Source organism: Staphylococcus sp. FSL W8-0271 (assembly GCF_038006605.1).
In the GTDB taxonomy this organism is placed as follows: Bacteria; Bacillota; Bacilli; order Staphylococcales; family Staphylococcaceae; genus Staphylococcus; species Staphylococcus cohnii.
In genome coordinates this window covers 218,865-243,455 of the sequence record NZ_JBBOVM010000001.1, presented here as the reverse complement: position 1 = coordinate 243,455, position 24,591 = coordinate 218,865, and the positions used below count along the sequence as shown (strand labels likewise).

Annotated in this window: 25 protein-coding genes and 1 pseudogene; 6 read left to right on the top strand and 20 right to left on the bottom strand. The window is 32.8% G+C overall.

All coding sequences use genetic code 11. The features are described 5' to 3' along the window. Positions 1-95: 95 nt before the first annotated feature. The 5 genes from NST87_RS01180 to NST87_RS01160 are packed head-to-tail and all read right to left on the bottom strand — an operon-like array spanning position 96 to position 4,157. Positions 96-1,118 (bottom strand): lipoate--protein ligase, encoded by a 1,023-nt coding sequence (locus NST87_RS01180; protein WP_019469138.1) that lies wholly within the window; start codon positions 1,116-1,118, stop codon positions 96-98. Positions 1,119-1,127: 9 nt separating this feature from the next. Further along, positions 1,128-2,012 (bottom strand): SIR2 family NAD-dependent protein deacylase, encoded by an 885-nt coding sequence (locus NST87_RS01175; RefSeq protein WP_019469139.1) that lies wholly within the window; start codon positions 2,010-2,012, stop codon positions 1,128-1,130. Beyond that, entirely contained in the window at positions 2,005-2,790 is a 786-nt protein-coding gene (locus NST87_RS01170; protein ID WP_340721227.1) for a protein-ADP-ribose hydrolase, read from the bottom strand. The genes NST87_RS01175 and NST87_RS01170 overlap by 8 nt, the downstream gene beginning before the upstream one ends. Before the next feature lie 3 nt (positions 2,791-2,793). Next, positions 2,794-3,126, bottom strand: a complete 333-nt coding sequence (locus NST87_RS01165; RefSeq protein WP_019469141.1) for a glycine cleavage system protein H — start codon at positions 3,124-3,126, stop codon at positions 2,794-2,796. A gap of 26 nt (positions 3,127-3,152) precedes the next feature. Further along, positions 3,153-4,157: an LLM class flavin-dependent oxidoreductase gene (locus tag NST87_RS01160; protein WP_019469142.1), complete on the bottom strand. Its 1,005-nt coding sequence runs from the start codon at positions 4,155-4,157 to the stop codon at positions 3,153-3,155. A 304-nt stretch (positions 4,158-4,461) separates the two neighbouring features. Between NST87_RS01160 and NST87_RS01155 the strand changes: the two genes are divergently transcribed. Continuing rightward, positions 4,462-5,691, top strand: coding sequence for an NADH-dependent flavin oxidoreductase (locus NST87_RS01155; protein WP_019469143.1), 1,230 nt, complete (start codon positions 4,462-4,464; stop codon positions 5,689-5,691). A gap of 225 nt (positions 5,692-5,916) precedes the next feature. Here NST87_RS01155 and NST87_RS01150 read toward each other — a convergent pair whose 3' ends face one another. The 9 genes from NST87_RS01150 to NST87_RS01110 form a co-directional block, all read right to left on the bottom strand. Next, the gene (locus NST87_RS01150) at positions 5,917-7,404 is read right to left on the bottom strand and encodes an aldehyde dehydrogenase family protein (protein WP_040030320.1); all 1,488 of its coding nucleotides are present in this window, start codon (positions 7,402-7,404) and stop codon (positions 5,917-5,919) included. Positions 7,405-7,522: 118 nt separating this feature from the next. Continuing rightward, the gene (locus NST87_RS01145) at positions 7,523-9,166 is read right to left on the bottom strand and encodes an alpha-keto acid decarboxylase family protein (RefSeq protein ID WP_040030321.1); all 1,644 of its coding nucleotides are present in this window, start codon (positions 9,164-9,166) and stop codon (positions 7,523-7,525) included. 208 nt (positions 9,167-9,374) lie between these two features. Further along, entirely contained in the window at positions 9,375-9,827 is a 453-nt protein-coding gene (locus NST87_RS01140) for a MarR family winged helix-turn-helix transcriptional regulator (RefSeq protein WP_040030322.1), read from the bottom strand. Positions 9,828-9,874: 47 nt separating this feature from the next. Continuing rightward, positions 9,875-10,144 carry an aminotransferase class I/II-fold pyridoxal phosphate-dependent enzyme gene (locus NST87_RS01135; protein WP_313957100.1) on the bottom strand — a complete coding sequence of 90 codons (270 nt, stop codon included), beginning with the start codon at positions 10,142-10,144 and terminating at the stop codon, positions 9,875-9,877. 17 nt (positions 10,145-10,161) lie between these two features. Next, positions 10,162-11,058 (bottom strand): MalY/PatB family protein, encoded by an 897-nt coding sequence (locus tag NST87_RS01130; protein ID WP_313957099.1) that lies wholly within the window; start codon positions 11,056-11,058, stop codon positions 10,162-10,164. Between the two features lie 18 nt (positions 11,059-11,076). Further along, the gene (locus NST87_RS01125) at positions 11,077-12,024 is read right to left on the bottom strand and encodes an SLAC1 family transporter (protein ID WP_340721221.1); all 948 of its coding nucleotides are present in this window, start codon (positions 12,022-12,024) and stop codon (positions 11,077-11,079) included. Between the two features lie 161 nt (positions 12,025-12,185). Continuing rightward, positions 12,186-12,614, bottom strand: coding sequence for an NAD(+)--rifampin ADP-ribosyltransferase (arr, locus tag NST87_RS01120; RefSeq protein ID WP_040030324.1), 429 nt, complete (start codon positions 12,612-12,614; stop codon positions 12,186-12,188). Positions 12,615-12,898: 284 nt separating this feature from the next. Next, the gene (locus NST87_RS01115; protein ID WP_040030325.1) at positions 12,899-13,657 is read right to left on the bottom strand and encodes a glycerophosphoryl diester phosphodiesterase; all 759 of its coding nucleotides are present in this window, start codon (positions 13,655-13,657) and stop codon (positions 12,899-12,901) included. 173 nt (positions 13,658-13,830) lie between these two features. Then, positions 13,831-14,943 (bottom strand): M23 family metallopeptidase, encoded by a 1,113-nt coding sequence (locus NST87_RS01110; RefSeq protein WP_040030326.1) that lies wholly within the window; start codon positions 14,941-14,943, stop codon positions 13,831-13,833. 365 nt (positions 14,944-15,308) lie between these two features. Here NST87_RS01110 and NST87_RS01105 point away from each other — a divergent pair, with 365 nt between their 5' ends. After that, positions 15,309-16,499, top strand: coding sequence for an MFS transporter (locus NST87_RS01105; RefSeq protein ID WP_040030327.1), 1,191 nt, complete (start codon positions 15,309-15,311; stop codon positions 16,497-16,499). Between the two features lie 56 nt (positions 16,500-16,555). On the opposite strand, the gene NST87_RS01100 is transcribed toward NST87_RS01105, so the two are convergent. Further along, positions 16,556-17,533, bottom strand: coding sequence for a tRNA dihydrouridine synthase (locus tag NST87_RS01100; RefSeq protein WP_040030328.1), 978 nt, complete (start codon positions 17,531-17,533; stop codon positions 16,556-16,558). A 269-nt stretch (positions 17,534-17,802) separates the two neighbouring features. Further along, positions 17,803-18,973: pseudogene (locus tag NST87_RS01095) on the bottom strand (YbfB/YjiJ family MFS transporter). 178 nt (positions 18,974-19,151) lie between these two features. On the opposite strand from NST87_RS01095, the gene NST87_RS01090 reads away from it, so the two are divergent. Together NST87_RS01090 and NST87_RS01085 are read left to right on the top strand one after the other, a co-directional pair. Then, complete coding sequence (locus NST87_RS01090; protein WP_040030330.1) at positions 19,152-19,958, top strand: DUF3100 domain-containing protein; 807 nt, start codon at positions 19,152-19,154, stop codon at positions 19,956-19,958. A 2-nt stretch (positions 19,959-19,960) separates the two neighbouring features. Continuing rightward, positions 19,961-20,413, top strand: coding sequence for a hypothetical protein (locus NST87_RS01085; RefSeq protein WP_040030331.1), 453 nt, complete (start codon positions 19,961-19,963; stop codon positions 20,411-20,413). Positions 20,414-20,487: 74 nt separating this feature from the next. On the opposite strand, the gene NST87_RS01080 is transcribed toward NST87_RS01085, so the two are convergent. Both NST87_RS01080 and NST87_RS01075 read right to left on the bottom strand, forming a co-directional pair. Then, on the bottom strand, positions 20,488-20,829 hold the full coding sequence (locus NST87_RS01080) for a DoxX family protein (protein ID WP_040030332.1): 342 nt from the start codon (positions 20,827-20,829) through the stop codon (positions 20,488-20,490). A gap of 26 nt (positions 20,830-20,855) precedes the next feature. Next, positions 20,856-21,416 carry a TetR family transcriptional regulator gene (locus NST87_RS01075; RefSeq protein WP_040030333.1) on the bottom strand — a complete coding sequence of 187 codons (561 nt, stop codon included), beginning with the start codon at positions 21,414-21,416 and terminating at the stop codon, positions 20,856-20,858. 139 nt (positions 21,417-21,555) lie between these two features. On the opposite strand from NST87_RS01075, the gene NST87_RS01070 reads away from it, so the two are divergent. Next, positions 21,556-22,497: a DsbA family protein gene (locus tag NST87_RS01070; RefSeq protein WP_071562196.1), complete on the top strand. Its 942-nt coding sequence runs from the start codon at positions 21,556-21,558 to the stop codon at positions 22,495-22,497. Between the two features lie 150 nt (positions 22,498-22,647). Here the strand turns inward: NST87_RS01070 and NST87_RS01065 are convergent, their stop codons facing one another. Then, entirely contained in the window at positions 22,648-22,974 is a 327-nt protein-coding gene (locus NST87_RS01065; RefSeq protein WP_040030334.1) for a hypothetical protein, read from the bottom strand. A gap of 223 nt (positions 22,975-23,197) precedes the next feature. Between NST87_RS01065 and NST87_RS01060 the strand changes: the two genes are divergently transcribed. Beyond that, positions 23,198-23,611, top strand: a complete 414-nt coding sequence (locus NST87_RS01060) for a DUF2871 domain-containing protein (protein WP_340721216.1) — start codon at positions 23,198-23,200, stop codon at positions 23,609-23,611. A gap of 64 nt (positions 23,612-23,675) precedes the next feature. On the opposite strand, the gene NST87_RS01055 is transcribed toward NST87_RS01060, so the two are convergent. Then, entirely contained in the window at positions 23,676-24,290 is a 615-nt protein-coding gene (locus NST87_RS01055) for a TSUP family transporter (RefSeq protein WP_040030336.1), read from the bottom strand. Positions 24,291-24,591 lie beyond the last annotated feature (301 nt).

Sequence of the window (24,591 nt, the reverse complement as noted above, 5' to 3'; positions counted from 1 at the left end):
TTATTATGTGGTTTTGCGCTATTTCCCAAGAAATAACTACTTGTCTACAAATCATTTACCACTACATTGATCTTAGCAAATGTTCACTCGTGCTATTAACTTAAAATTAATTCAACGAGTTCTTCTGCTGACGTTTTACCGAAATAGTAAGGAATATCAATTTCACTTAAAGCATCAAGCAAATCTGCTTTAACAACTCGAACACCAATCAGTTGCTGTTCAACTTCATTAATCTCACCTTGTCCGAAAAAATCACCATAAATACGACATGCAACAATACGACCTTGTTCAACGGCTAGTGTGATATCAATGGTGCCTGCAGCTAATTTCGCATCTCTATTATATTCATAACGTGGAGAACGTCCATAGTTCCATTCCCAATTCTTGTATTTTTTTGCCACCATTCCATCTATTGCATGCCAGTCTGCTTCACTTAGTTCGTAACGTTTAACGTCATTGATATCGTCTAATCCCAATAATTGTTTAATCATTAAGTCTTTAAACTCATGTATAGTAATATTTTGATATTCAATTGCTAAATTGTCACGAATACTTCCAACTCTCGACCTAACAGATTTAATACCTTTAGATTCAATTTTTTTACGGTTCGGTTTCAACACTTTAATCATTGCTTCGTAATCAACATCTAATAAGAGTGAGTAACCACCATAGATACGTCCATTAATCAAAGTCATTGCAGCACCAGAAATTTTCTTTCCATTAATCTCTAAATCATTACGCCCACTTTGAACGACTTCAGTAGCACCTAAATTATGTAACGCCTGAATTGCTGGCTCATAAAACTTTTGAAAATCACCATATATCGAATTATCATTTTGTAAAAGACAGCACATATTTACAGCACCACGATCTACATAAACTGCGCCACCTCCAGTTTCACGACGCATCACTTGTATACCATGTTCATCTATATAATCTTGATTAATCTCTACTGCTGTATTTTGAAAACGACCTATTTCTACTTTTGGATCGCAATAATAAGGTAATAAAATATCATCATCTAAAAAAATATTTTGACTTACATAGACTTGCATTGCAGTATTAACTGCACCGTCTGTTATATATTCACCATTTCGAATCGGTTCAATTAAATACATAGTTTTCTCCTACTTTGCTAATTTATTATTTGCTTCTAAAACTAATGTCGAAATATCATCCGTTAAATGTATTGTTCGTTCACGTATATTTTGAGGTATCCTATATGCTTTTTTATTTAATGTCATAAATAATGCATCAGGATTCTGTCTTGTCATACGTTGAAAAGGATGTTTCACAAACTGAGGTGTAGTATAACCAATACCAATTTCTAAATATAGGACTTTTCCTTCTTTATGATTTTCAAGAAACTGATTGTAACGAGATAATTGTGCCTCAAAATCTGCATCTTCTACCATACCGACTTGTGCTTTTCGCTTATTAATTTCCATAGGTGCATCACATTTGGGACAATGTGGTACAAGTTCGCGCGGCACTTCCATATTTGATTGCTCTTGGATCATTTGACGGATTGCCTCATCGTCTCTATAGGTTTGTGGATGACAATGTTGACTACACTGCCATAGAATATATTCACCTTGGATATGAAATACTTTGTCCAAATCATAACCAGCAACTGCAAACGCATTATCTGCATTAGTGGTAATAATATGATGCGCTTTGTTTTTTAGTATTTCTTTCAGCGCAACATAGGATGCACCTACTGGCTGATCTAAATAATTCAATGCAACAAATCTACTTTGAAATGCCCAGTATTCTTGCCAACTTTCAAATGTATGCAGACTTGCCTGTAACATATCAAAAAATCCATATTTTTCTATAAAATCCGGAAAATTTTGGGTGAATCTTTTTCCTATATACGTAAACCCATCTGATGCAGACATGCCTGCTCCTATGCCCACAACTACTGCATCTGCTTCATCTATAGCTTGTGCTAATACATCAGATTGACTACTTTGATTTGTTGACATAACACGCCATGTTGTTTCAGTCATAACGTTTTAGCTCCTCCTTATATAATTGTGCATCTGTATCAGTGAACACGTTAAAAATAATCTTCATATCATCCATATGATGCTCTTTTTTATAATCCAATACAGTGTTAATGGCTATCTTTGCAGCTTCTGCTTGTGGAAAGCCAAACACACCTGTAGAAATACAGCAAAACGCTATACTTTTTAGCGAATGTTTTGCAATTTCTAAACAACTTCGATATGCGCGTGCCAACAAATCTTTATTCATATCAGATACAGGTAATTTGCGAACTTGTGGCCCTACTGTATGAATTACATATTGGGCTGGCAAATTATATGCTGATGTTATTTTAGCTTTTCCTATACCTTCTTTTTTCCCTTGTGTTTCCATAATTTCATGACATGCCAAACGTAACTGTACCCCAGCTTTAGTATGAATGATGTTATCAATACAATTATGATTAGCTTCAAAACAACCTAATAATTGACTGTTTGCTGCATTCACTACCCCATCTACTTTGAGTTGAGTGATATCTCCTTGCCATAAAAATACATCATCACCAATCATTGGCGACAATGTATCAATATGAGTAACATGTTGACGATTCATCGTTTGTAAAAATGCATCTTGTACATCTAAATAAGTGTCAGCAATAGGTCGAGGTAATCTTACATTGGCGAGCCCTCTATACATTTCCCAACGTGATGTTTCATCTTCCGGTAAATTTAAAGTTGTTTCACCATGTGCTTCACGCCATAAATATTCAATTAAATAAGATAAGCGCTCTTGTTGTTGCATATATTATGCCTCTGGTAGTGCGTTAAATGCTGCTTCATCAACATTTTCTAATTTAACTAACCAATTCTCTTCTGGTTTTTCTGAATTCAAAATTGTTGGTTCATCTTCTGCTTTTGTATTTCGTTCTACAATCGTACCAGCTAATGGAGATTGAACATCTAACACTGTCTTAGAAGCCTCAATACTTACTATTTCGTCATCTACTTTCACTTCATCGTTACCTATAAATTCTACGTAACCAACTGTACCTATATCGTCTTGTAACTCTGGCGTCATACTATAAACATATTGTGCGCCTACTTTTTCTACCCATAAATAATTCGCTAATTTTTTCATAATAAATACTTCCCTTCATAAATAATTTATAAATATATTTCTGCAAGCAATTCAATAGCTCGACAACGTGCTTCAATACTCGGTATCAAAGGCACCACCATGATTTCATCTGCATTAAAATCTTGTATCATGTGATCTATTTGTGGTTTCGCACTTTCTTTGGTGCCCACAATGATGCGTGCACGACTTTGAGCTATTTGTCGCTCATCTTTCTCTGTACAATGATAAGATTGTGCTGTTTCAGGCGAGGGCATACGTTCAAATTCAGCAAACTGTTCCTTACCTAATAACCATATATCTAGACTTTGGCTCAATGTTTCCGCCTCTTCTACTGTATCAGCTAATGCAATAAAGACAGTAATCATCACAGATGGCTCCATATTTAATGACGATGGTTGAAATGCGTCTCTATACATTTTCACACTATCTTTTGCTTTAGCTATTGCTTTAGCATTAGGTAATAGAAAAGTACCTAATGTATAACCCATACCTTGTGCACCCGCCTTTTTAGCTGATGCTACACTGGTACTTAGCAACCACATGCTGGGCATGAATTTCGTACTTGGTTGTGCTACAACTCGATGATGTCGTTGCTGCGTCTGTTGCTCTGTTAAATAATGTCTCACATCTTCAATAGACTGCCCGTAGTCTAAAAAGTGTGATTTTGTTTCATTCATCGCCGATTTCACTTGAGCAGTACCTGCATTATTGCCAATACCTAAATCGACACGTCCAGGATGAAGTGCTTCTAACATACGAAAGTTTTCAGCAACTTTATATGGACTGTAATGAGGTAACATCACCCCACCTGACCCCAGAGAAATGTTCTTTGTTTTATTTAAAATTTGCATCATTAATAATTCAGGACTACTACATGCAAATGCTGGTACATTATGATGTTCTGTTAACCAAAAACGTTTAAAGCCGAGTTTGTCAGCTAACTGTGCTAATCGAACAGTATCTTGTAAAGCTTCTTCGGCAGATTTGCCTTCGTCAATCACAGCATAATCTAACACATTAAATTGAACCACGTGAATTACCACCTCCACCAATCATACATTATACAATACGCTTTGTTAACGATTGTTCTTAAAGCAAGTATATTTGAGTATCTTATGTCTTTCAGTTAAGATAAATGCAACGTAACATCACTATACACTTTACTTAATACAACATGCGTCCACTTTAAATTGTCTACACCTTATAGGATAACGGATATAGAGAATTTTTGTTAGATTTTGCTTAAAAATTTTCTACTTTTTAACCGTTTTGACCCTTTTATATTTAAGTGTTACTTTAAAATTATTAATAACAACGAAGATAGAGGTTATAATTATGAATAAGAATTACAATGCATTATTAAAGCCACTAACATTGCCAAATGGTATTGTCTTAAACAACCGTTTTGTTTTATCTCCAATGACGACTAATTCTTCTACACAAGACGGACATATCACAGAAGCAGATATTAACTATGCACGACGTCGTGCACATTCAGCACCGCTTCAAGTTACTGGTGCCGCTTATATAGAACCTTATGGACAATTATTTGAATATGGTTTTAGCATTACAGATGATAGTTGTATTCCTGGCTTAACAACTTTAGCTAATGCTATGAAACAAAATGGCAACAAAGCAATACTACAACTTACGCATGCTGGTCGTTTTTCAAATCAAGCTATTTTAAACTTTGGTCAAGTATATGGTCCAAGTGCGATGACTTTAAATTCTCCAATTAAGCATGAAGTTTTATCTATGACTACAGACAAAATCAAATCCGTTATACAACAATATGCAGATGCGACATCACGTGCAATTAAAGCAGGATTTGATGGCGTTGAAATTTCAGCTGCACAACGTTTATTAATCCAAACTTTTTTCTCGACTTTCTCTAATTTAAGGACTGATGAATATGGTAACCAAAATTTAGAGAATAGATCACGCTTTGAATTAGAGATTTTAAAAGCTGTTCAAAATGTTACTGATCAAGAAGCACCTTCACAATTTATTTTAGGTTATCGTGCCACACCCGAAGAAACACGTGGTAGTGATGTAGGTTACACTGTTGATGAGTTTAATCGTCACTTAGACTGGGTGTTAGAAACTGCCGACATTCAATATTTAGCGATTGCAAGTTGGGGACGTCAAATTTATCAAAATAAAGTACGTTCTGAAGGAAAATATACCGGAGAATATGTCAATGCGGTCGTTTATAAATATCTTAACGGACGTATTCCACTCATTGCTAGTGGAGGTATTAATTCTCCTGATAGTGCTTTGGATGCCTTAAAAAATGCGGATATGGTGGGCATGTCATCACCATTCGTCACTGAACCAGACTTCGTTACTAAATTAAAAGAACGAAGACCAGATGACATTGATTTGCATGTAACTCTGGAAGATATAGATGAATTAGCTATCCCTTATGCTGCTTTTAAAGATATTGTAAAAATGATGGATTATGGTGAAGGATTAAAGAAAGAAACTCGAGATGAATTGCGTAAACTTGAAACAAATTATGATGAAGTAAATTATAAAGAAGTAGATCATAAAAATGAGTCATAAGACTTTCACGACATAAAAATTATGATTCTAAAAGCGCATACGACGAAAATCATCATAGATGTATTCAACAAATTCAATACTTAATAACGAGTTACAAAATGCGCTTTGATATTTGTTTTAATCATGTTTTGTTAAACATTTTTAAATAAGCAGGCTCGAAAATTAACGTTCTAATTTTCGAGCCTGCTTTTTAATACTATTTTCACAAAGTGTATTGGCAAATGTTTAATATAAGCCTTTTAATTCATTGCTTGTGTCAATAAATATATTTTTAACTTGTTGATAATTACTCAATGCTGCTTTATACGTTTCACGACCAATACCTGATTTTTTATAACCACCAAATGGTGCGCCTTCAGGCACTTGGTTATACGTATTTATCCAGATTCTGCCTGTTCTAACTGCTTTAGCAATATTCAATGCGCGAGTAATATCTTGTGAGAATACCCCACCTGCTAAACCATAGTCAGAATCATTAGCAATTTTAATCGCTTCTTGATCGTCTTTCACTTTAATTACTGTTAAAACAGGACCAAAGATTTCTTCTTGCGCTAATTTATTTTGGTTATCACTAACTGCAATCAGCGTTGGTTCTATAAAGTATCCTTTATCTAATCCATTTTCAACAATACGTTTGCCTCCAGTTAACACCTCAGCATTTGATTGTTCAGCATAATCGATATAAGACAATATTTTATTCATCTGTTCATCACTCGTTTGGCTGCCCATTTGAGTATCTTCATCTAATGGATCACCAACCTTAATATTTGAAAATGCCTCTTTTAATCTAGAAATCAACGTGTCGTATATACCTTCTTGAACCAATAAACGTGAACCTGCACTACATACTTCACCTTGATTAAATAATATACCGAGTTGGATACCTTCAACAGCTAAATCTAAATTTGCATCATCCAAAATAATATTGGCACTTTTACCACCAAGTTCTAATGTGGCAGGGACAATACGTTTTGCACCTGCATCGGCAACTTGATAGCCGACATCTGTTGAACCTGTAAATGATAATTTATCTACACCTTCATGATTAAAAATAGCATTACCTGATTCTGAACCTTTACCAGTTACGATATTAACCACACCTTGTGGCAATACTTCTTGAAAAATCTTTCCTGCTTCCAATAAACTTAAAGGCGTTGAGGAAGATGGCTGAATAACAATTGTATTCCCTGCAGCAATGGCTGGTGCAATTTTCCATGCTGCTAAGAGCATTGGGAAATTCCAAGCTACTACAGCGCCAACAACACCAATAGGTTCATGACGTACGATACTCATAGTATCTTTATCAATATCATTAACCGAACCTTCATGTGTTTCAATAACACTTGCAAAATAGTTAAAATGTCTTGCAGCATATGGTATATCAATCGTTGAAGTTTCACGAATCGGTTTACCATTATTCAAGGTTTCCACTGTTGCAAGTTTATCTTTATTTGCCATCAATTTTTCACTGATTTTTCTTAATAAATTCGCACGCTCTGCTTTTGAAGTTAAACTCCATGATTCAAAGGCGCTTTGGGCTGATGATACAGCTTTGTCGATATCCGTTTCGTCAGCTTTGGAAATATTTGATAGTATCTCCCCTGTAGCTGGATTAACAACTTCTAATGTTTCTCCACTATTACTTTTTACAAATTCACCATCAATTAACAATCCATAATTCTCATCAACATAATCTTTTATATTTACTGTCATGACAATCTCTCCTTTGTTTTGGTGTTATTGATAATAACTTTATTTAAGCCTATAGATAACCTAACTTCACAATTCAATTGTAAACAAATATGTGCTGTTTTTAAAAAATTTCCAATTATCACCCGTTTTGTTGGGCAAAAGCTTTGCCTATCGCATCTAATTTTTCTGGTGCATCATGTACATCCATGTGCACTTCTACAAAATGCATCATGTTAGGAGTTTGATTGATTTCATTTAATGCTGTTGCTAACGCATTACTTGTTGTAACATCATGTATCTTAACTTCAGTATCTTTCATACCAAACACGAACGGTAACTGCTTGTAGTCCCACATTTTGATATCGTTGTATGGTGCGCTTTCACCATGAATTTTACGTTCCACTGTATAACCATCGTTATTAATTACAAAAATAACTGGTTTTAAATCCTCACGTATGATTGTTGATAATGCTTGAACAGTTAACTGTAGTGAACCATCACCAATCAACAGCACATTTCTACGTTGTTTGTCTGCAATTTGTGTTCCTAAAGTCGCAGGTAAAGTATAACCGATTGAGCCCCATAATGGTTGTCCTATAAATGTATTATCTTTAGAGAAAAGTAAGTCATAAGCACCAAAGAATGATGTTCCTTGTTCCGCAAGTATAACGTCCTTGGGTTGAATAAATTGTTGCATTAATTTAAAATATGTTGACTGTTTTAATGGCTCATCACTTAATTCAACCGTTTCGTTGGTTACTTGATAACGTGGATAGCTTACGTCAGCCGTATAATCAATTTCTAATAAACTATCTAGTAAATCTGCAAGTCTTACTTCTTCATCGCGTAATTCATCAACTTTGAAATGATGATGATTAATCATGATTACATTTTCTAAATTGAATTTATAAGAAAATCCAGCCGTAGCAGAATCCGTAAGTTTTGCACCGATATTCAAAATTACATCACTATGATCTACGTAATCTTTAATTTCTTCATCTGCGATCTTTCCATCATAAATACCCATATAATATTGATTTCCTTCATTGAAAGCCCCTTTACCTAAGGACAATTGAGCAACTGGTATATGCGTTTGGTTAACAAATTGTTCTAGTTTGTCATGCAGCCCAAAACTATTGATTTCATGACCAGTAATAATTAAAGGCTGTTTCGCATTTTTCAATTTGTTTTCTATTATGTCTATATAACTGTCAACATCTTGTTTGACTGGCGCCGTATATTGATACGGTGTTTGTACTTCAATATTTACAGCAGCTACATCGATAGGTAAGTGTATATGCACGGGACGTTTTTCATTAATTGCTGCATTGATTAATCTTGGAATTTCAGTTTGTGCATTTTCTGGAGTAATATATCCTTGTGCTGTTGTGATAGGTTTATACATTTTACGATAATCATCAAATGTGCCTTCACCTAATGAATGGTGAACATATTTACCAGCACGTTCAACTTCACGAGTTGGTGCTCCTGTGATTGCTATGACTGGTACACGTTCCGCATATGCACCTGCTATACCGTTAACCGCACTTAGCTCTCCCACACCAAATGTTGTTACCATTGCACTAATGCCTTTGATTCTGGCATAACCGTCTGCTGCATAACTAGCGTTAAGTTCATTTGTGTTACCAATCCATTCCATATCATCTCGATTGATAATATCATCTAAAAATGTAAGATTAAAATCACCAGGCACGCCAAATACTTTATCAACACCAACTGAGCGAATTGCATCCATCAAATATTGTCCTACTCTTTTTTGCATACATCATTTCTCCTTTAATGTGTTTCATTTTCATTACACATTAAATATAACTTGTTAAATAAATTAGGTCAAGTTTGTTGACTTATTTACGCCTCCAAACAAAATAAAGAGACTTGCTTTCTAAAATCTAGAAAACAAACCTCTGATATAAATAATTGTATTCAGCAGATGTAACTTCGCTACACTATTGACAAAAATACTTAAAAAATTATTCTCGGTCACCTTTCAAATATTTTACTGATTGAAACCCTTCTCTATACGAAGCAAATTCTTCCATAATTTCATACCAATCATTGCCTACTTTTTCTTGAATTTCTTTAAACATATCATTTTGTGCTTTATTTAATTTACGAACTAAGTTTCGGCCTTTTTCTGTTGGATACAACGTTTTAATACGCTTGTCCTCTGGCGCTTGTTTTTCTACAATGAAGGCCTCATCTCTTAGTTTTTTTAAAGTTGCATGGCTACCTTGCTTTGAAATTTCTAGATTTTTCAATAAATCTTTAATCGAGATACCAGGGACTTTTTCAATAAAAAATAAAAATCTATGGTGTTGGCGATTCAAACCATAATCTTTAATGATTTCATCCGCTGTCGTAATAAATGTTTTATATGCAAAGTAAAATAGCAAATTTTCATAGTCATTATTTTTTATTTCCATAAGTCACAATCCTTTTTAAATATGTCTTAAAATTTTGGGAGGTAAATTTATTTCAACGCTTTAATAAAACGTTCAACGCCGTCTTTAGCAGTTTGGGGTGCACAAGCCACATTCATTCTTAAAAAACCTCTTCCTTCTTCCCCATACTTTGTCCCTGGTTCAAGCGCTACTTTACCTTTTTCTAGTAATTTTGCCATTATTTCTTCTTCAGTCAAGCCAGTTTCTCTATAATCAATCCATAACAAATAGGTTGCTTGAGGCTTTTTAATCTTTATTTGTGGCATAGCTTTGGTAATTTCTGAAATAACATAATCCATATTTGAAGAAACAATATTTATAAGTTCATTAAACCAATCTTCTCATGGTTGTAAGCAGATTCTAGTGCAGCTGCTCCAAATGGACTAATACGGTTAACACCTAAACCATGTGCCGTAAAATTAGCCTCTAATGCTTGTCTAACATCTTTATCAGGCGAAATAATCAGAGCAGCATGAATACCTGCTAGATTAAATGTTTTTGTAGGTGCAGTGCAGGTAATGATTTTTTGTGCTTCTTTATCAGATGCTAATTTATCAAGAGGAATATGTTGATAACCTGGAAATACCAAATCGGCGTGGATTTCATCTGATAATATTAACACATCATATTTAACACAAAGTTCAATCACTTTTTTTAAAGTGTCTTTAGACCAAACAATCCCGCCTGGATTATGCGGGTTGCATAAGATAAACATTTTTACGCTTTGCTTCAACTTTTCTTCAAAGTCTTCAAAGTCAATTGAGTAATTTCTATCATCTTCTATCAAAGCACACGTAATTAATTGTCGATTCATACCTGAAGGTAAATTGGAAAAAGGTGGATAAACTGGAGGCGTAATTAAAAAACTATCTTTTGGAGTCGTAAATGTCTCAATAATTGATGCAATCGCAGGAACTACGCCAGAATGCGCAAGAATCCAATCTTTCCCAATATGCCACTCATGACGTTTGTTAAACCAAGATTGAATTGCATTTTTACAGTGTTCATCTAAATAAGAATAGCCAAACACACCGTGATCGACACTATTTTTTAATGCATCAATCACTGGTTGAGGTGCCTTAAAATCCATATCTGCAATCCACATTGGCAGTATGTCTGAAGCATCATCAATATGATACACATCCTCCATAGTATCCCATTTAACTGATCTCGTCTGCTTTCTATTAACAACTTCATTAAAATTATAAGTCATTACAACCACTCCTTTATCTTAAATCACTTTACTGTTGATTCTTTTTCTCAAAAAAACAATATAACCCAAAATGACATATACCACGGCCAATGACACAAAAATAATTTCACATATCAACATGAATTGTAATAAGGTTTGTATTGGGCTCGGAAAACGCATATGATACATAAAATTAAAATAAGCAGTCGCTGTTGTTACCCATGGAAACGTTAAAGCAGCAAATGAAAATTTAAAATTGATAGCCATTAACTTAGGAATAAATGTTAAAGAAATTACAAAAAGTAATTGGGATATGATAAAGCCAACTATCATCAATATGAAGTCATCAAATTTTGCACTAATTAAATAGCCATTAAAACAAAGTGCTGCTGGAGCCGCTATGATGACTGCCATTGGAAATTGGTTTTCGTTATATAAGCGCCAAGTTTTTTTGATTAAAATAATCGCTATTAATATTATAAAGCAAAAAGTTGCTATATATACCGTGAATTCACCTAAAACTGGATTAAATTCTTTTGCAGTTTCAGATATTACACCTATTCCTACAAATGTGACAAACCAACTCGTATTCGGCAAAACAGTACCTTTGTTATGTAATATTAGATGATAGTAGATGAAACCTACGATAATGATGAATTGGATGATAATCGTTAACCACCATAACCATATTAGCATACCTAGATTGATATTTAAGTGATGCTTTATGATGTAAATGATTGTCATTAGAGCCATTGGAAAAGTTGGGAAAGTAGCGCAGATATTACGATCGCTCAATTCATTCCGTACTGTATTGGGATATAAGATGCATTTTTGTATAAATAACAATAAAATGATACAACTCAATATAAAAAATAACACCGCAAAGCCATGCCAAGTCATATTAAACAGCAAATTACTAAGCGACGCGATACCTAATGCTAATCCACAAATAGCTGTTGGTAATACTTTTATCAATTTATAAAACATAATTTTTAATCCTTTTATATTATATAGTTATATGATTACTATACTATGTCCATACTATTTATGTGTAAAATAAGATTATTATTTCATTTGACTTAATTTACTATGCCTTATCTGTACATTGATTCAATTGGTACGCATAGTTGAATGTCTCTATCAGTATATTAATCTTCAATAACGTCTAGTCCTTTGTCTCGCAATTCCTTTATGTCTTTGAGCATTTGATTAATTTCGTCATCCGAATGTCTTTCCCATGCGCTTAATTCCGCGACAATTTTCAGTGGTTCACTAGAGCGATAAGAAAGCGTTGGATTGCCAGGAAATTTTTTATCTGTGACATTCGGATCGTCTTCGAACTCTCCTAATGGTTCAACAACATAAATATGCTCTTTTGCTATATTTTTAGACAAAGCAACTGCAAGTTCAGCTCCCCATTTTGCTGCTTCTAATGTACCAGTGAAATATATATGATTCATAATTCGGTCTTGATAATTAGATTTATACAAAGGATATAATAAATCACCAATCTCCAATTTAGCTTTCGTCCCATGTAAATATAAATTTTGCCCAAACTGCGCTTTTGTACTGTTCATCGTGTAGCCCCCTCATAATCATTAAGCTGTTAAATTATTATATGCAATATTTATTTAATAATATAGACTATAATATCTGAAATTCTCATAGTATAATTAAAGCAAAGGACATTTTAAATTTTTATAACTTTATATCATTTTTGAACAATTGCTAATTATAAAAAATAATGAATCACATAGCGGTATTTAAAAAACTTCTCTTTTTCTATATCAAAATAAAAGCGGGGCTACTAAACTTCAATTCTTTAGATAGCCCCGTTTTATATACGATAATGATATTTAACTTAATAAGCATTAAAGCCACTATTTAAATGGACTAACTCATCTGCTTTATCTGTAAAGACGCCGTCTACGCCCCAATTTGACAATTGATTTGCCCTCATTTTACTATTTACAGTCCATACATTTAACTCATAACCTGCATTTTTAATTGAACGCACGCGTGCTTGACTCAGTTTCGCATCTTCTATATTGACAATCGTTGATCCACAATAATCTAAAAGTGTTCTCCAATCACCTGTAAAAGCTGCTGCTTTAAAAAGAACTGCTCGCTTATATTGTGGCATTAATTGCTGTGATAATTTCAATAAAACAATATTAAAACTAGATAATAAAACGTCCGAGTCTGAATCTAATGCTTTTAATTTTTCTGCAACTTGTTTAACCATACTTTCGGATAAAGCACTGCCATTTCCACCAGTTACACCTTTTAATTCTATATTTAAATTCATTTTATATTTATTAGCAAACGCAATCACATCATCAAAAGTCGGTAATTTTTCTTCTGCATATTTTGCATTAAACCAATTACCAGCAGATACATCTTTGATTGCATCATAATTTAATTGTGTAATTTCACCTATCATATCTGTTGTTCGATCTAAAAAATCGTCATGAATAATGACGAGCTGTTCATCTTTTGTAATTGCAACATCAAGCTCAATCCATTTTAATCCAGTCACATTTGCTGCTGCGTCAAATGCTGCCAACGTATTTTCGGGAGCTTTACTTGATAATCCTCTATGAGCATAAACTGTAAACATATCATCTTCCCTTTCAATGTGATTTTAGTGTAATTATGATATGTCATGAACCATAATTCAAATTATCTAAGTTATTATCGACAAAAAATCATAGTTTACTGTCGAAATTAAACAAAAAAGTCGCCTTCTACATCCTTAAAAGGATTTCAAAGGCGACCAATATGTGTCGTATATTATGATTTTGAATTTACATATGAAGTTGGATCAACAGAATATCCGTTACCCACGCCACCTGACATACGTTGGAAATGTAGATGCGGTGCAGTAGAATTTCCTGTGCTTCCTGATAAACCAATTTGTTGTCCTTCTTTAACTTCTTGGCCAGATTTAACATTTAAAGAATTCATATGCATATACCATTGATAGTTATCACTGTTTTTCTCTTGGATTGTAACTTGGTTACCGCCACCATAATTACTCCAACCACTTTGAATTACAGTACCATCTGCTAGTGAATAAACAGGTGTATTTTCATCCATAGCATAGTCAACGCCATAGTGTGCACCACCGCTATGGTAGCTACCATAAGGTTGTAATTGACGGTTTTTAGTTAACCAATTTGATGAATGCGTACTATTATTACTACTACTGTTTGATGCTGCTTCTGATTGTGTATTGTTTTGTTGTGGTGCAGCTTGTTGTTGTGGTGTTGAATCATTACTTGATGTAGCATTTTGTTGTACATCATTAGTACCATTATTTTGTGTGTAACTCGTTTCATAATTGTTATTTGTTGATGCGTTATTTTGTGTATTATTTCCTACATTATTTGCTGCATTTTTTGCTGTATTATTTACGTTATTAGAATTACTTTGTGTTGTTTGTTCAGATTCAGTGCTTTGGTTCGTTGTTGCACTATTATCAACATCATTGTTTTCTGATGGTTGGTTGATGTCATAACCCTCTGATTGTACTTCTTCATGACTTTGGTCATCAGTGTAGTTATTATCATCTGAAGCATTTACATTATCAACGTTTGAAGTGTTAGCACTTTGATTATTCATTGGGAAATAATAGTAATGATAATTCCCTTCATTATCTATTAAATAGAAATAATATTGTTGTTGATCAAACATAGATTGATCCCAGTTTCCATCTAATGTGTGATGATAGTTCCCATTATCATCTTGATCGATATAACCATAGTTAAAAATATCACTACTCGCGTGATTGCTTGTATATTGTGTATTTGATTGATTGTTTTCTGAAGCGTGTGCTTCTCCTTGTGCGACACCAATGGCACCTAAAGATAACGTAGCAATTGTTGCTGTAACCATTTTTTTCATAATTAATAAGTCCTCCCAAAATTTTTACAAACACAATAGTATCAGAGAAACTGTATAAAGAGAATAGCAGAAACTGTTTTTTAATTTGTTAGTAATTTGTTTGTGATGTAACGTAAATTTTTTGAAAATTCCTTCTAGATAAACAGATAGCGTTTCCATTACTTTTAATTGAACACTATACATCTATATTACAGCTGTTGTAAATCGACTATAACAGTAAACTTTTTACACTTAATCTCCTGATTTCATATCCATTTTTTCTTAAATATTACAAATCACTTTATCAAAAATTAAAAACAGTGTCTTTTTGGTATGCTATATTACGTGCTAACATAGAATTATTAATTAAAAGTGAGGGATTCAACATGTATGAAGTTCATAATAATTATGCAGTAAAAGGATCAAAGACATATATTAAAGTCATCGTGGCTCTTTTTATTTCTGGATTCACTATATTTTCAATACTTTATAGTGTTCAACCATTAATCCCTCATTTTACAAAATCTTTTAATGTGAGCGAAACAAAGGCAAGTTTAGCTTTATCATCAGCAACTTTAACACTTGCCTTTGCCATGCTATTTTTCGGAGCCATATCTGAAGTTTTAGGCCGTAAACCTATAATGATATTTTCCGTTCTTTCTGTATCCTTACTCGCCTTAATCCAACCATTTTTAACAGATTTCAATACCTTTTTAATTGTGCGATTGATACAAGGCATATGTTTAGCTGGCTTACCTTCAATCGCAATGGCATATATTGGTGAAGAAATTTCTTCGCACAATCTACCTGAAGCGATGGGCATTTATATTAGTGGAAACGCTTTTGGTGGTGCATTTGGAAGAATATTCACCGGCTTTATTTCAAGTATTTATGGATACCAAACAGGTCTAATTTGCATAGGTTTAATCAGTGTCATTGCTGCCATTTTATTTACATTTTTATTACCATCATCTAAACATTTTGAAAAGCAGCGTTTTTCTGTCAATGCATTATTAATTAGCTATTATAAACATCTAACAAATATTCGATTACTCAAACCTTTTATGATTGGCTTTCTGCTACTTGGTTGTAACATCGCTGCCTTTAACTATATTGGTTTCGTGTTATCAGAAAAGCCATACAATTTACATGATAGTATCATTAGTTTTATTTATTTATTGTTTTTAATAGGTATGATTTCCTCAATACTCAATGCAAAATTACGTACGAAATTAGGTACTTTAAATGCTTTGAAATTTAGTGTTTTATTATTAATTTTTGGTATTAACATCACTTTATTACCACCGCTAACATTCAAAATTATTGGCTTAGCTTTTAGTGTTTATGCTTTTTTTAGTGGTCATGCAATCGCAAGTGCAGTAGTTACCAGTCGTGCGGAAGATCATAAAGCACAGGCTTCGAGCCTTTACTTATTGTTTTATTATATGGGGTCTTCTGTAGGCGGTACTTTAGCCGGTGTATTTTATAACTATATTCAATGGCCAGGTGTCGTTTTAATGATTACTAGTTTTATGATTATTGCATTCGTTATTTCACTTACCATTAAACAAAAATAGGCTTGAAAATCTAAAATTTCAAGATTTCCAAGCCTATTGATATATTCAAACTTTTACTATTGTATTGTTGTTTCCATATTAGATTCAAATTCATCTAGTAATTCACGTGCTTCGTCAGTCGTATTTGTGCTCATCAGTTGATGTCTTAACTCACTTGCACCTCTGATACCACGCACATATATTTTAAAGAATCTGCGCAACGGTTTAAATAAGCGTGTTTCTTCTTGTGAATATTTGTCGAACAAATCAAGATGAAGTCTTAACAAGTCTAAAAGTTCTGCACTCGTATGTTCTCTTGGTTCTTTTTCAAAGGCATAAGGATTATGGAAAATTCCTCGACCAATCATAATGCCATCAATACCATACTTTTCTGCCAGCTCAAGTCCTGTTTTTCTATCTGGAATGTCACCATTTATCGTTAACAATGTGTCTGGTGCTATTTCATCACGCAGTTGTTTTATTTCACCGATTAATTCCCAGTGTGCGTCTACCTTACTCATCTCTCTACGTGTACGAAGGTGGATGGATAGATTCGCAATATCTTGTTTGAAAACATGTTTCAACCATTCTCTCCACTCATCAATTTCAGAATAACCTAATCGCGTTTTAACACTTACAGGTAGTCCTCCTGCTTTAGATGCTTGAATAATTTCAGCTGCTGTTTCTGGGCGTAGTATTAAACCTGAACCCTTACCTTTTGTTGCAACATTCGCAACTGGACAACCCATATTCAAATCAATACCTTTAAAACCCATCTCTGCCATACCAATACTCATTTCACGAAAATGTTCAGGTTTATCTCCCCAAATGTGTGCAACGATGGGTTGTTCGTCTTCTGTAAACGTTAAACGGCCACGTACACTGTGTACACCTTCAGGGTGACAAAAGCTTTCCGTATTTGTAAACTCAGTGAAAAAGACATCAGGTCTTCCCGCTTCACTGACCACATGGCGAAAGACTACATCTGTTACGTCTTCCATAGGCGCCAAAACAAAAAATGGACGCGGTAATTCACGCCAAAAATTATCTTTCATATATTTTTTAACCTTCTTATCTATTATTATCTCGAATTTTTATTCATGACGATATTACCACAAAAATAAGACTTATACAAAAAGATTTAAACACTCCAAAAAGCAACGCCAAACTAAGACTTATTACTTAAATAATTGAAACGTCACACAATCACTAAAAATTTTATTGTACGCTTGAATGACTCAGAAAGCAGTTCAAGTTATATACGTGGAAATATTGTTTCTTCATACTTTTAGCAAAACCATCAAAGTTATAAGACAAATCTCATTTAATTCCTAGTCCGGTAACTATACATACTACTAAATAAACCTACACATAAAATTACAGCAGCAAAAATCAATGCTGCATTGAAGTTCCCTTCGTTTCCAATTAATAACCCAGATAATGCAGGTGCAATCATTTGTCCCAAACTGTATATGACAGTCAATATCGCAACTAAGTTCAATCTACTATTATTCTGATACATTAAAGCTTGTGCTTTGGACATAAATAATGTAGTAAGCCCTAAAAACGTTGAACCAAATAATAATGAACTTAGTATTAAACTCAACATACTTTCTGAGAATATCGGTAAAAACTACACTTATTATTTGTAAAATAAAGGCTAAATACGTTGCCTTACCATGACCTAAAACATCAGCCAACATAGACCAAAGAATGGTCGATGGTATCGCACCTAACCCAACAAACATCCAACTTAATGCCGCATAATCTGACAATGAGGGTATTGATTTAACAATAGCCACTAAAAAAGTTCCTGTAATAATATATCCAGCTCCTTCACAAAAATACGCAATGGAAAAACCCCAAATAAATTTTTTCTTCAATTTATTAGATACATTAGATTGATTTTCGTTTGTTTTATGACTTTCGTATTCAGCAACATCATTTTCACGCATACCAAATATAATAAAAATCGCCATGATTAATGAAAAAATACCGAGCAAAACCCATGTCGTTTTCCATGTATTCACTGAAGTGAATAAAAAAATAAAGATACTACTTGTAAAAATGCCTAACCCTACACCACTATATAGCAAACCAGAAATACGTTCTTTTCGAACCATTTTTAATGCTTCTAACGCAACATTTGATGCCAATACAAAAACAGTACCACTAGAAACACCAGCAACAAATCTAAAAATTGCCCATGAGATATAATTATCAAAAAAACCCATGAATAGTGTTGAAATAATATTGATAATTAAATATATTTTAAGATCCACTACCTTATTAAATACAATAATCCAAATTGGAATCATTGCTCCAATAAGATAACCTAAGTAATTATATGTAGCTAACATACCAGCACTTGGATTATCCATACCGCTATTAAGCTGCATAAAAGGCATAATGGGGGTATATGCAAAACGTCCAATTGCCATAACAATAAACAAACACAACATACCTAAAACAAGTTGCTTATACGCTCGTCTCATACTTTACACACCTTTCAACAAATCAATTACATTATACACTTTTTATGATTTTTACATATCCCTTTTATTAATAATTAATAATATTATCTTTAACCCCCTTTTAATTTTGAATTAGTAAGTATAAAATAGGCTTTATTATTATTTTGAATTTTCAGACTTTTTTATTAGGAGGATTGTTATGAAACAACAAAACATTCTTTGGAAAGATTGGAGATTACATGGCATTGTTTTAATCATTATGATCATTTCTGAAGTAATCGGCGCACATAAAATACCATTAGGTATAACATCAATCCTTTTATTACCAGTAGTTTATGCAGTATTACTCGGTTTGGGCGTATATTTCACACCTATTATCAGTAAAAGACAAGCTAAGAACTCTGAACCAATGGTCTTTATTTCTGTAGCATTACTCATAGCAAAATTCGGGGTAGAGGCTGGACCTGCACTTCCTAAAATTATTGCTGCTGGACCCGCTTTAATACTTCAAGAAGCCGGTAATTTAGCTACTATTATTATTTCATTACCGCTGGCTATACTTTTAGGTTTACGCAGAGAATCTATAGGCATGACACATTCAATAGGAAGAGAGCCTAACTTAGCACTTATCACTGAAAAATATGGTATCACTTCTCCTGAATGGCGAGGCGTCATGTCGATGTATATATTCGGAACAATATTTGGGGCAATATTTTTTAGTGTTTTCTCCGGCATTCTAATCTCCGTTTTACCATTTAGCCCATTAGCATTTGCAATGGCGACAGGCGTAGGAAGTGGTGTTATGACTGCTGCTGCACTAGGTCCCTTAGTTGAAATGTACCCTGACCAAGCTAGTACAATTACAGCATTTTCTGGTGTGAGTAATTTACTTACATCTGTCACAGGACTTTATGTGGGGATATTAATTGCTCTGCCATTAACTCGAAAATACTACAGCTTTATTATGCATATCAAATCAAAATTCACAAAAGATAAGGAGCAATGATCATGAATTCGAAAGTTACAAACTGGATACTCACATTATGTGTAGTAGGCATTATTTCACTCTTTAGTAATTGGATTGGTTATAGTGTAATGCCCATAGTAGCTTTACCTGGCATCCTTACGTTAATGGGTATTGCATTAATAGGTTTAATCTTACGTGATATTGTTCCTCTCAACATACCTAGTATTGCTTATATTGGTATAATTGGGCTCATCATTACAATGCCTGGCATACCTGGATCATCACACATTGTTGAATGGACTGAAAAAGCAGACCTGTTGTCATTAGCTACACCAGTTGTTGCATATGCAGGCGTTTCTATAGGAAATTCCTGGGCCGATTTTGCTAAGTTAGGTTGGAAAACAATTGTCGTCGGTATCGTAATATTACTCAGTACATACGTAGGTTCTGCCCTTGTAGCAGAAATTGTTTTAAGGATTCAAGGTTTAGCATAATTTACACATAATAATATCCCCATACAAACAACTCAACCTGTCGTTATATGGGGATATTAAAATTAATCATTATTTTAAATATAATAAATGAATACTATAAAGTTCAATAAAAAGAGTACAATAGCTGGAATTGCTTTTTTAATTGGGTCCTTGCCTAAGAAAATCAATGAGATTGCACCAACAAACATCGTTGCACCTAATAATATACTTGATAATAATGCAATCACGCTATACAACACACCTATCAACATGCCTAGGCCACCTACAAATTCAAAAATTCCTGTAATTTGATTAAAAATAGGTGGGTAGCCAAGACGCGCAAAATCTTGTTTCATTGCACCAGATAAAATTTTAGACCCTGTCATGATAAAAAATATTCCCAAAATGATTTGTAATATAATGATAATAATACTCATTTTAACGACCCCTTTTCATTTTTATCTTAGTCACGCGCTACCAAACCAGAAATCATATAAGGCGTGATGCGTTTAATATAATCTTCAGGTAACATTTCATTATTTTTTTGATACCATGTTTCAGCTGCTTTATAGATACTTGCACTTATCATGTTTGCAGCCAATTGTCGCGTGCTATCATCTTCAAAATCAATATCAGCCAACAATTTATACAATACATTTGCAATATGTTCTTGAACAATATAATCTATCGTCTCTGGATAACTTCTATGACATCTTCTATTTAAAGACAATTGAAACTCTGCCACTACTTTAAAGATATCGACAATTGTTCTTTCATTCAATGGATTATCTTTAAAATATTCATAATTTAAATTAATTAATAGTTCTTCAGCAAGCGCTTTTTCTAACAAATCATAGATATCACTAAAATGATAATAGAACGTAGCTCTATTAATAAGTGCCTCTTGTGTAATATCTTTCACAGTTATACTTTTAAAATCTTTATCACTAGACAATTGGATAAACGCTTGCATAATAGATTTTCTCGTTTTAATGACGCGCAAGTCTGATTTTGATTGTACCATTCGACTCCCTCATTTTCCCCCAACATTAAATACTAAATGTTGAATATTCAACATTTTCTACAATTTGTTGGTACTTATTATTCATATTACTACTTATCATAAGAGTATATCAATTTAATTAAACTACGGAGGTACAATTATGGAAAAAAATATGGTATGTGATATTTATTCGGGTGTTTGCAAACCGAGTGAAGAAAAAGAAGTAGAAGACATTAACTTAAATAACCAAAGTCCAAATTTAACTTTATATTATGTAACTGATCCTATGTGTTCACATTGTTGGGCTTTCGAACCAATTTTAAATAAACTATTAGTACAATACGGTCATTTGTTTAATTTTCAAATGATTATGGGCGGCCTTTTAGAAGCTTGGGGTGATGGTCCTATTGACCCTGCAAATGGCATTTATAAACCAGCTGATGTGACACCACATTGGCAAGAAGTAGGTCAATATTCACGCATGCCTATCGATGGTACGATTATGGAAATAGATCCTGTGCAATCTTCATATCCAGCATCTCGGTTGTATAAAGCGATTCAGCAATTAGATTCTCCGGCTACTGCTATTGAATTTATTAGATTAGTTAGAGAAGCTGTTTTCGTCTTTAACCAAAATATTTCTGATGACAAAATACTTAAATCAATTGTACAAACTTTATATAAAAATAATAAATCAATTAATATTGAAACTATTTTTGATTTAGCAAATAGTACGCAAGGTCAGCAATTACTATCAAACGATTTTAACTTGGTACGTGAATTAGGTGTTCGAGGTTTCCCTACAGTTGTCATAGTAAATAACGATAACCAAGGTACTAAAATTGTAGGAGCTAGAGATTTAAATATTTATATAGATACACTTAAAAAACTTAATAGCAATGAAAAAACCGTTTCAAAACATTTGCCAGATTTAGAATTATATTTTAAAAAACAACATCGCTTATTTTCTAAAGAAATTGAAGTGATGTATGACATTAAACAAGACGAAGTACCAAATTTTGTTAAACAAAATTTAAACTCTTCAGTTTACACAGCTAAAAATATACTTGGTGAAAATTATTATGAATTTATTTTATCGTAATATGTCAAAACCTTACTGACGTTGTGAACGAAACAGTTGACGATCATATAACACAATATGTACATGCATAATTAAAATGTGTGTAAATTCATCAAAAATGTTTATTTAAAATGTCATTTACGTAATTGTATGCTTAATCATATCGCCTTTTTACTTTTTCAAATATTCATTGTAATTAAAAGTTTCTATACTATTAGTTACAATGATATTTTTATTTAGCTGTGTTTCTAAGTATCTACTCACTTCACAAACTGCATTTATTTTTAATGATTCTATGTCATTCATTTCAATTACTACAAAGTCTAACTCTTCAACACTATGATTCGTTTGAGAAAGTATACTATAAATATGTTGTAGCAATGCTTCATTATATTTGTTTTTCGACATTGCTACTACTTTTGAATTAATTGGTTCTTGATTTTTATTACGTAAATAAAACAATGTATTCCCTTTACTATACTGAACAATAATATACATATGATTACCCCGTTTTATTTTTAAAATAATATATAATTACTATATACACATTATGCGCAATCATAAACCTTTTACAATAAATTAAACTCCATTTATTATAGATTTCATTTGAATAATAATCAACATATGTTCTTTTAATTTTCAAAAACACTTAATCGTTCATATAGAGTTCATAATCTTACCTTATATTAAAATTAAACATTCATTACAGGAGGTCGTTAAAATGAAAAAATTAATGTTCAGTTCAGCATTTTATACTTTATTAGGCATGTTCAGTGGTCTATTTTATAGAGAGATGTCAAAAGCAGAAAATTTTAGTGGTTATTCGCAATTAAATGTAACGCATACACATCTACTCGTATTAGGTACAATCATGTTTTTAATATTTATGGTGATAGAACACCAATTAAAACTTACTCAGCATCATACTTTATTTAATTATTTCTTTTATGTTTATCATATCGGGGTATTATTAACGGTTGCTATGCAATTTATTAATGGTATAGCAACTATGAAAGGTTTTGAAGTGAGCCCTGCTATTGCTGGTATTTCAGGATTAGGTCACATTGCTATTTCCATTGCTTTCATTTTATTCTTCGTATTATTGAATAAAAGTATTAATGTCAATTCCAAATAATAGTAAATATAGTTAAAGGTCGAATCACGTTTCTAAAAATAGAACGCAATTCGACCTTTTGTTTTTATATTAACAATAGTAAAAATCCTAAAATTGTAATAAATAAGTAAATCCATTTTTCAAAATTATGATAAGTCGTGTGATTTATTAGATACTTTCCAATAATGACTGAAATAATCAAACAAGGTATGCTCAACAAAAATAAGGATACCGTTTGGCTAGTCCATATCCCTCCAGATGCTTGTCCAATCACTACAAATATCGCTGTAATTAAAAAATGTGCTTGTACCGTACTTCTAAAATCTTTAATATGCCAAGGTGACATTGTGCCATAAATTACAACTGGTACACCGTAAAGTATTAAAAATAGTCCTAACATCAATTGTATATATGAGGTTGTAATATGCTGTAAAATCAATATGCCAATTGGAACACCTAATAAGCTCCCCAACAACATCAATAATAATACTTTAATTTTTATATTCCTATAATCTAAAAATATATTTAAACTTGCTACCATTAGTCCAGCTAAGCCTACCAGTGAAATAGATGTATGTAAGTTTAGCCCTATCAATGTTAAAAGTGGCATGCTCACGAGTGCTTCCCCAAAACCAAAATATGTTCTGACTAATCCACCTAAAAATATAGCAATTAAAATGTAAACTAAAAATAAATCCATATTTTAACTCCTGATTTAGTTCGTCATCAATACGTGTCATATCTTTTCCACAATACTATGTTATTTATTAATATATTTAATTAATGCTTACTGATAATAAAATTTCAGACACTATTAAAAATAATTATACCAAACTTTAATTATGATATTTAAAAATCAGACCATTCTTCATAGTTCTATCATTAATAAACTTTCAAACTTGCTTTTTTTGTGAAAAGGAAATATATTATACAAAACTAGTATATTTTTTATACCAAAGGTGTTTAATCTATACGATAGTGGTTATGAGTATTGAGAAGTT

Coding starts and splice junctions, on each gene's coding strand:
- NST87_RS01075 (WP_040030333.1), bottom strand. CDS start 21,416: ATGGTACAATCAAAATCAGACTTGCGCGTCATTAAAACGAGAAAATCT.
- NST87_RS01140 (WP_040030322.1), bottom strand. CDS start 9,827: ATGGAAATAAAAAATAATGACTATGAAAATTTGCTATTTTACTTTGCA.
- NST87_RS01115 (WP_040030325.1), bottom strand. CDS start 13,657: ATGTTTACAGTTTATGCTCATAGAGGATTATCAAGTAAAGCTCCCGAA.
- NST87_RS01165 (WP_019469141.1), bottom strand. CDS start 3,126: ATGAAAAAATTAGCGAATTATTTATGGGTAGAAAAAGTAGGCGCACAA.
- NST87_RS01175 (WP_019469139.1), bottom strand. CDS start 2,012: ATGACTGAAACAACATGGCGTGTTATGTCAACAAATCAAAGTAGTCAA.
- NST87_RS01150 (WP_040030320.1), bottom strand. CDS start 7,404: ATGACAGTAAATATAAAAGATTATGTTGATGAGAATTATGGATTGTTA.
- NST87_RS01070 (WP_071562196.1), top strand. CDS start 21,556: ATGGAAAAAAATATGGTATGTGATATTTATTCGGGTGTTTGCAAACCG.
- NST87_RS01130 (WP_313957099.1), bottom strand. CDS start 11,058: ATGACTTATAATTTTAATGAAGTTGTTAATAGAAAGCAGACGAGATCA.
- arr (WP_040030324.1), bottom strand. CDS start 12,614: ATGAACAGTACAAAAGCGCAGTTTGGGCAAAATTTATATTTACATGGG.
- NST87_RS01170 (WP_340721227.1), bottom strand. CDS start 2,790: ATGCAACAACAAGAGCGCTTATCTTATTTAATTGAATATTTATGGCGT.
- NST87_RS01090 (WP_040030330.1), top strand. CDS start 19,152: ATGAAACAACAAAACATTCTTTGGAAAGATTGGAGATTACATGGCATT.
- NST87_RS01060 (WP_340721216.1), top strand. CDS start 23,198: ATGAAAAAATTAATGTTCAGTTCAGCATTTTATACTTTATTAGGCATG.
- NST87_RS01105 (WP_040030327.1), top strand. CDS start 15,309: ATGTATGAAGTTCATAATAATTATGCAGTAAAAGGATCAAAGACATAT.
- NST87_RS01125 (WP_340721221.1), bottom strand. CDS start 12,024: ATGTTTTATAAATTGATAAAAGTATTACCAACAGCTATTTGTGGATTA.
- NST87_RS01065 (WP_040030334.1), bottom strand. CDS start 22,974: ATGTATATTATTGTTCAGTATAGTAAAGGGAATACATTGTTTTATTTA.
- NST87_RS01180 (WP_019469138.1), bottom strand. CDS start 1,118: ATGTATTTAATTGAACCGATTCGAAATGGTGAATATATAACAGACGGT.
- NST87_RS01110 (WP_040030326.1), bottom strand. CDS start 14,943: ATGAAAAAAATGGTTACAGCAACAATTGCTACGTTATCTTTAGGTGCC.
- NST87_RS01155 (WP_019469143.1), top strand. CDS start 4,462: ATGAATAAGAATTACAATGCATTATTAAAGCCACTAACATTGCCAAAT.
- NST87_RS01055 (WP_040030336.1), bottom strand. CDS start 24,290: ATGGATTTATTTTTAGTTTACATTTTAATTGCTATATTTTTAGGTGGA.
- NST87_RS01100 (WP_040030328.1), bottom strand. CDS start 17,533: ATGAAAGATAATTTTTGGCGTGAATTACCGCGTCCATTTTTTGTTTTG.
- NST87_RS01135 (WP_313957100.1), bottom strand. CDS start 10,144: ATGGATTATGTTATTTCAGAAATTACCAAAGCTATGCCACAAATAAAG.
- NST87_RS01085 (WP_040030331.1), top strand. CDS start 19,961: ATGAATTCGAAAGTTACAAACTGGATACTCACATTATGTGTAGTAGGC.
- NST87_RS01145 (WP_040030321.1), bottom strand. CDS start 9,166: ATGCAAAAAAGAGTAGGACAATATTTGATGGATGCAATTCGCTCAGTT.
- NST87_RS01080 (WP_040030332.1), bottom strand. CDS start 20,829: ATGAGTATTATTATCATTATATTACAAATCATTTTGGGAATATTTTTT.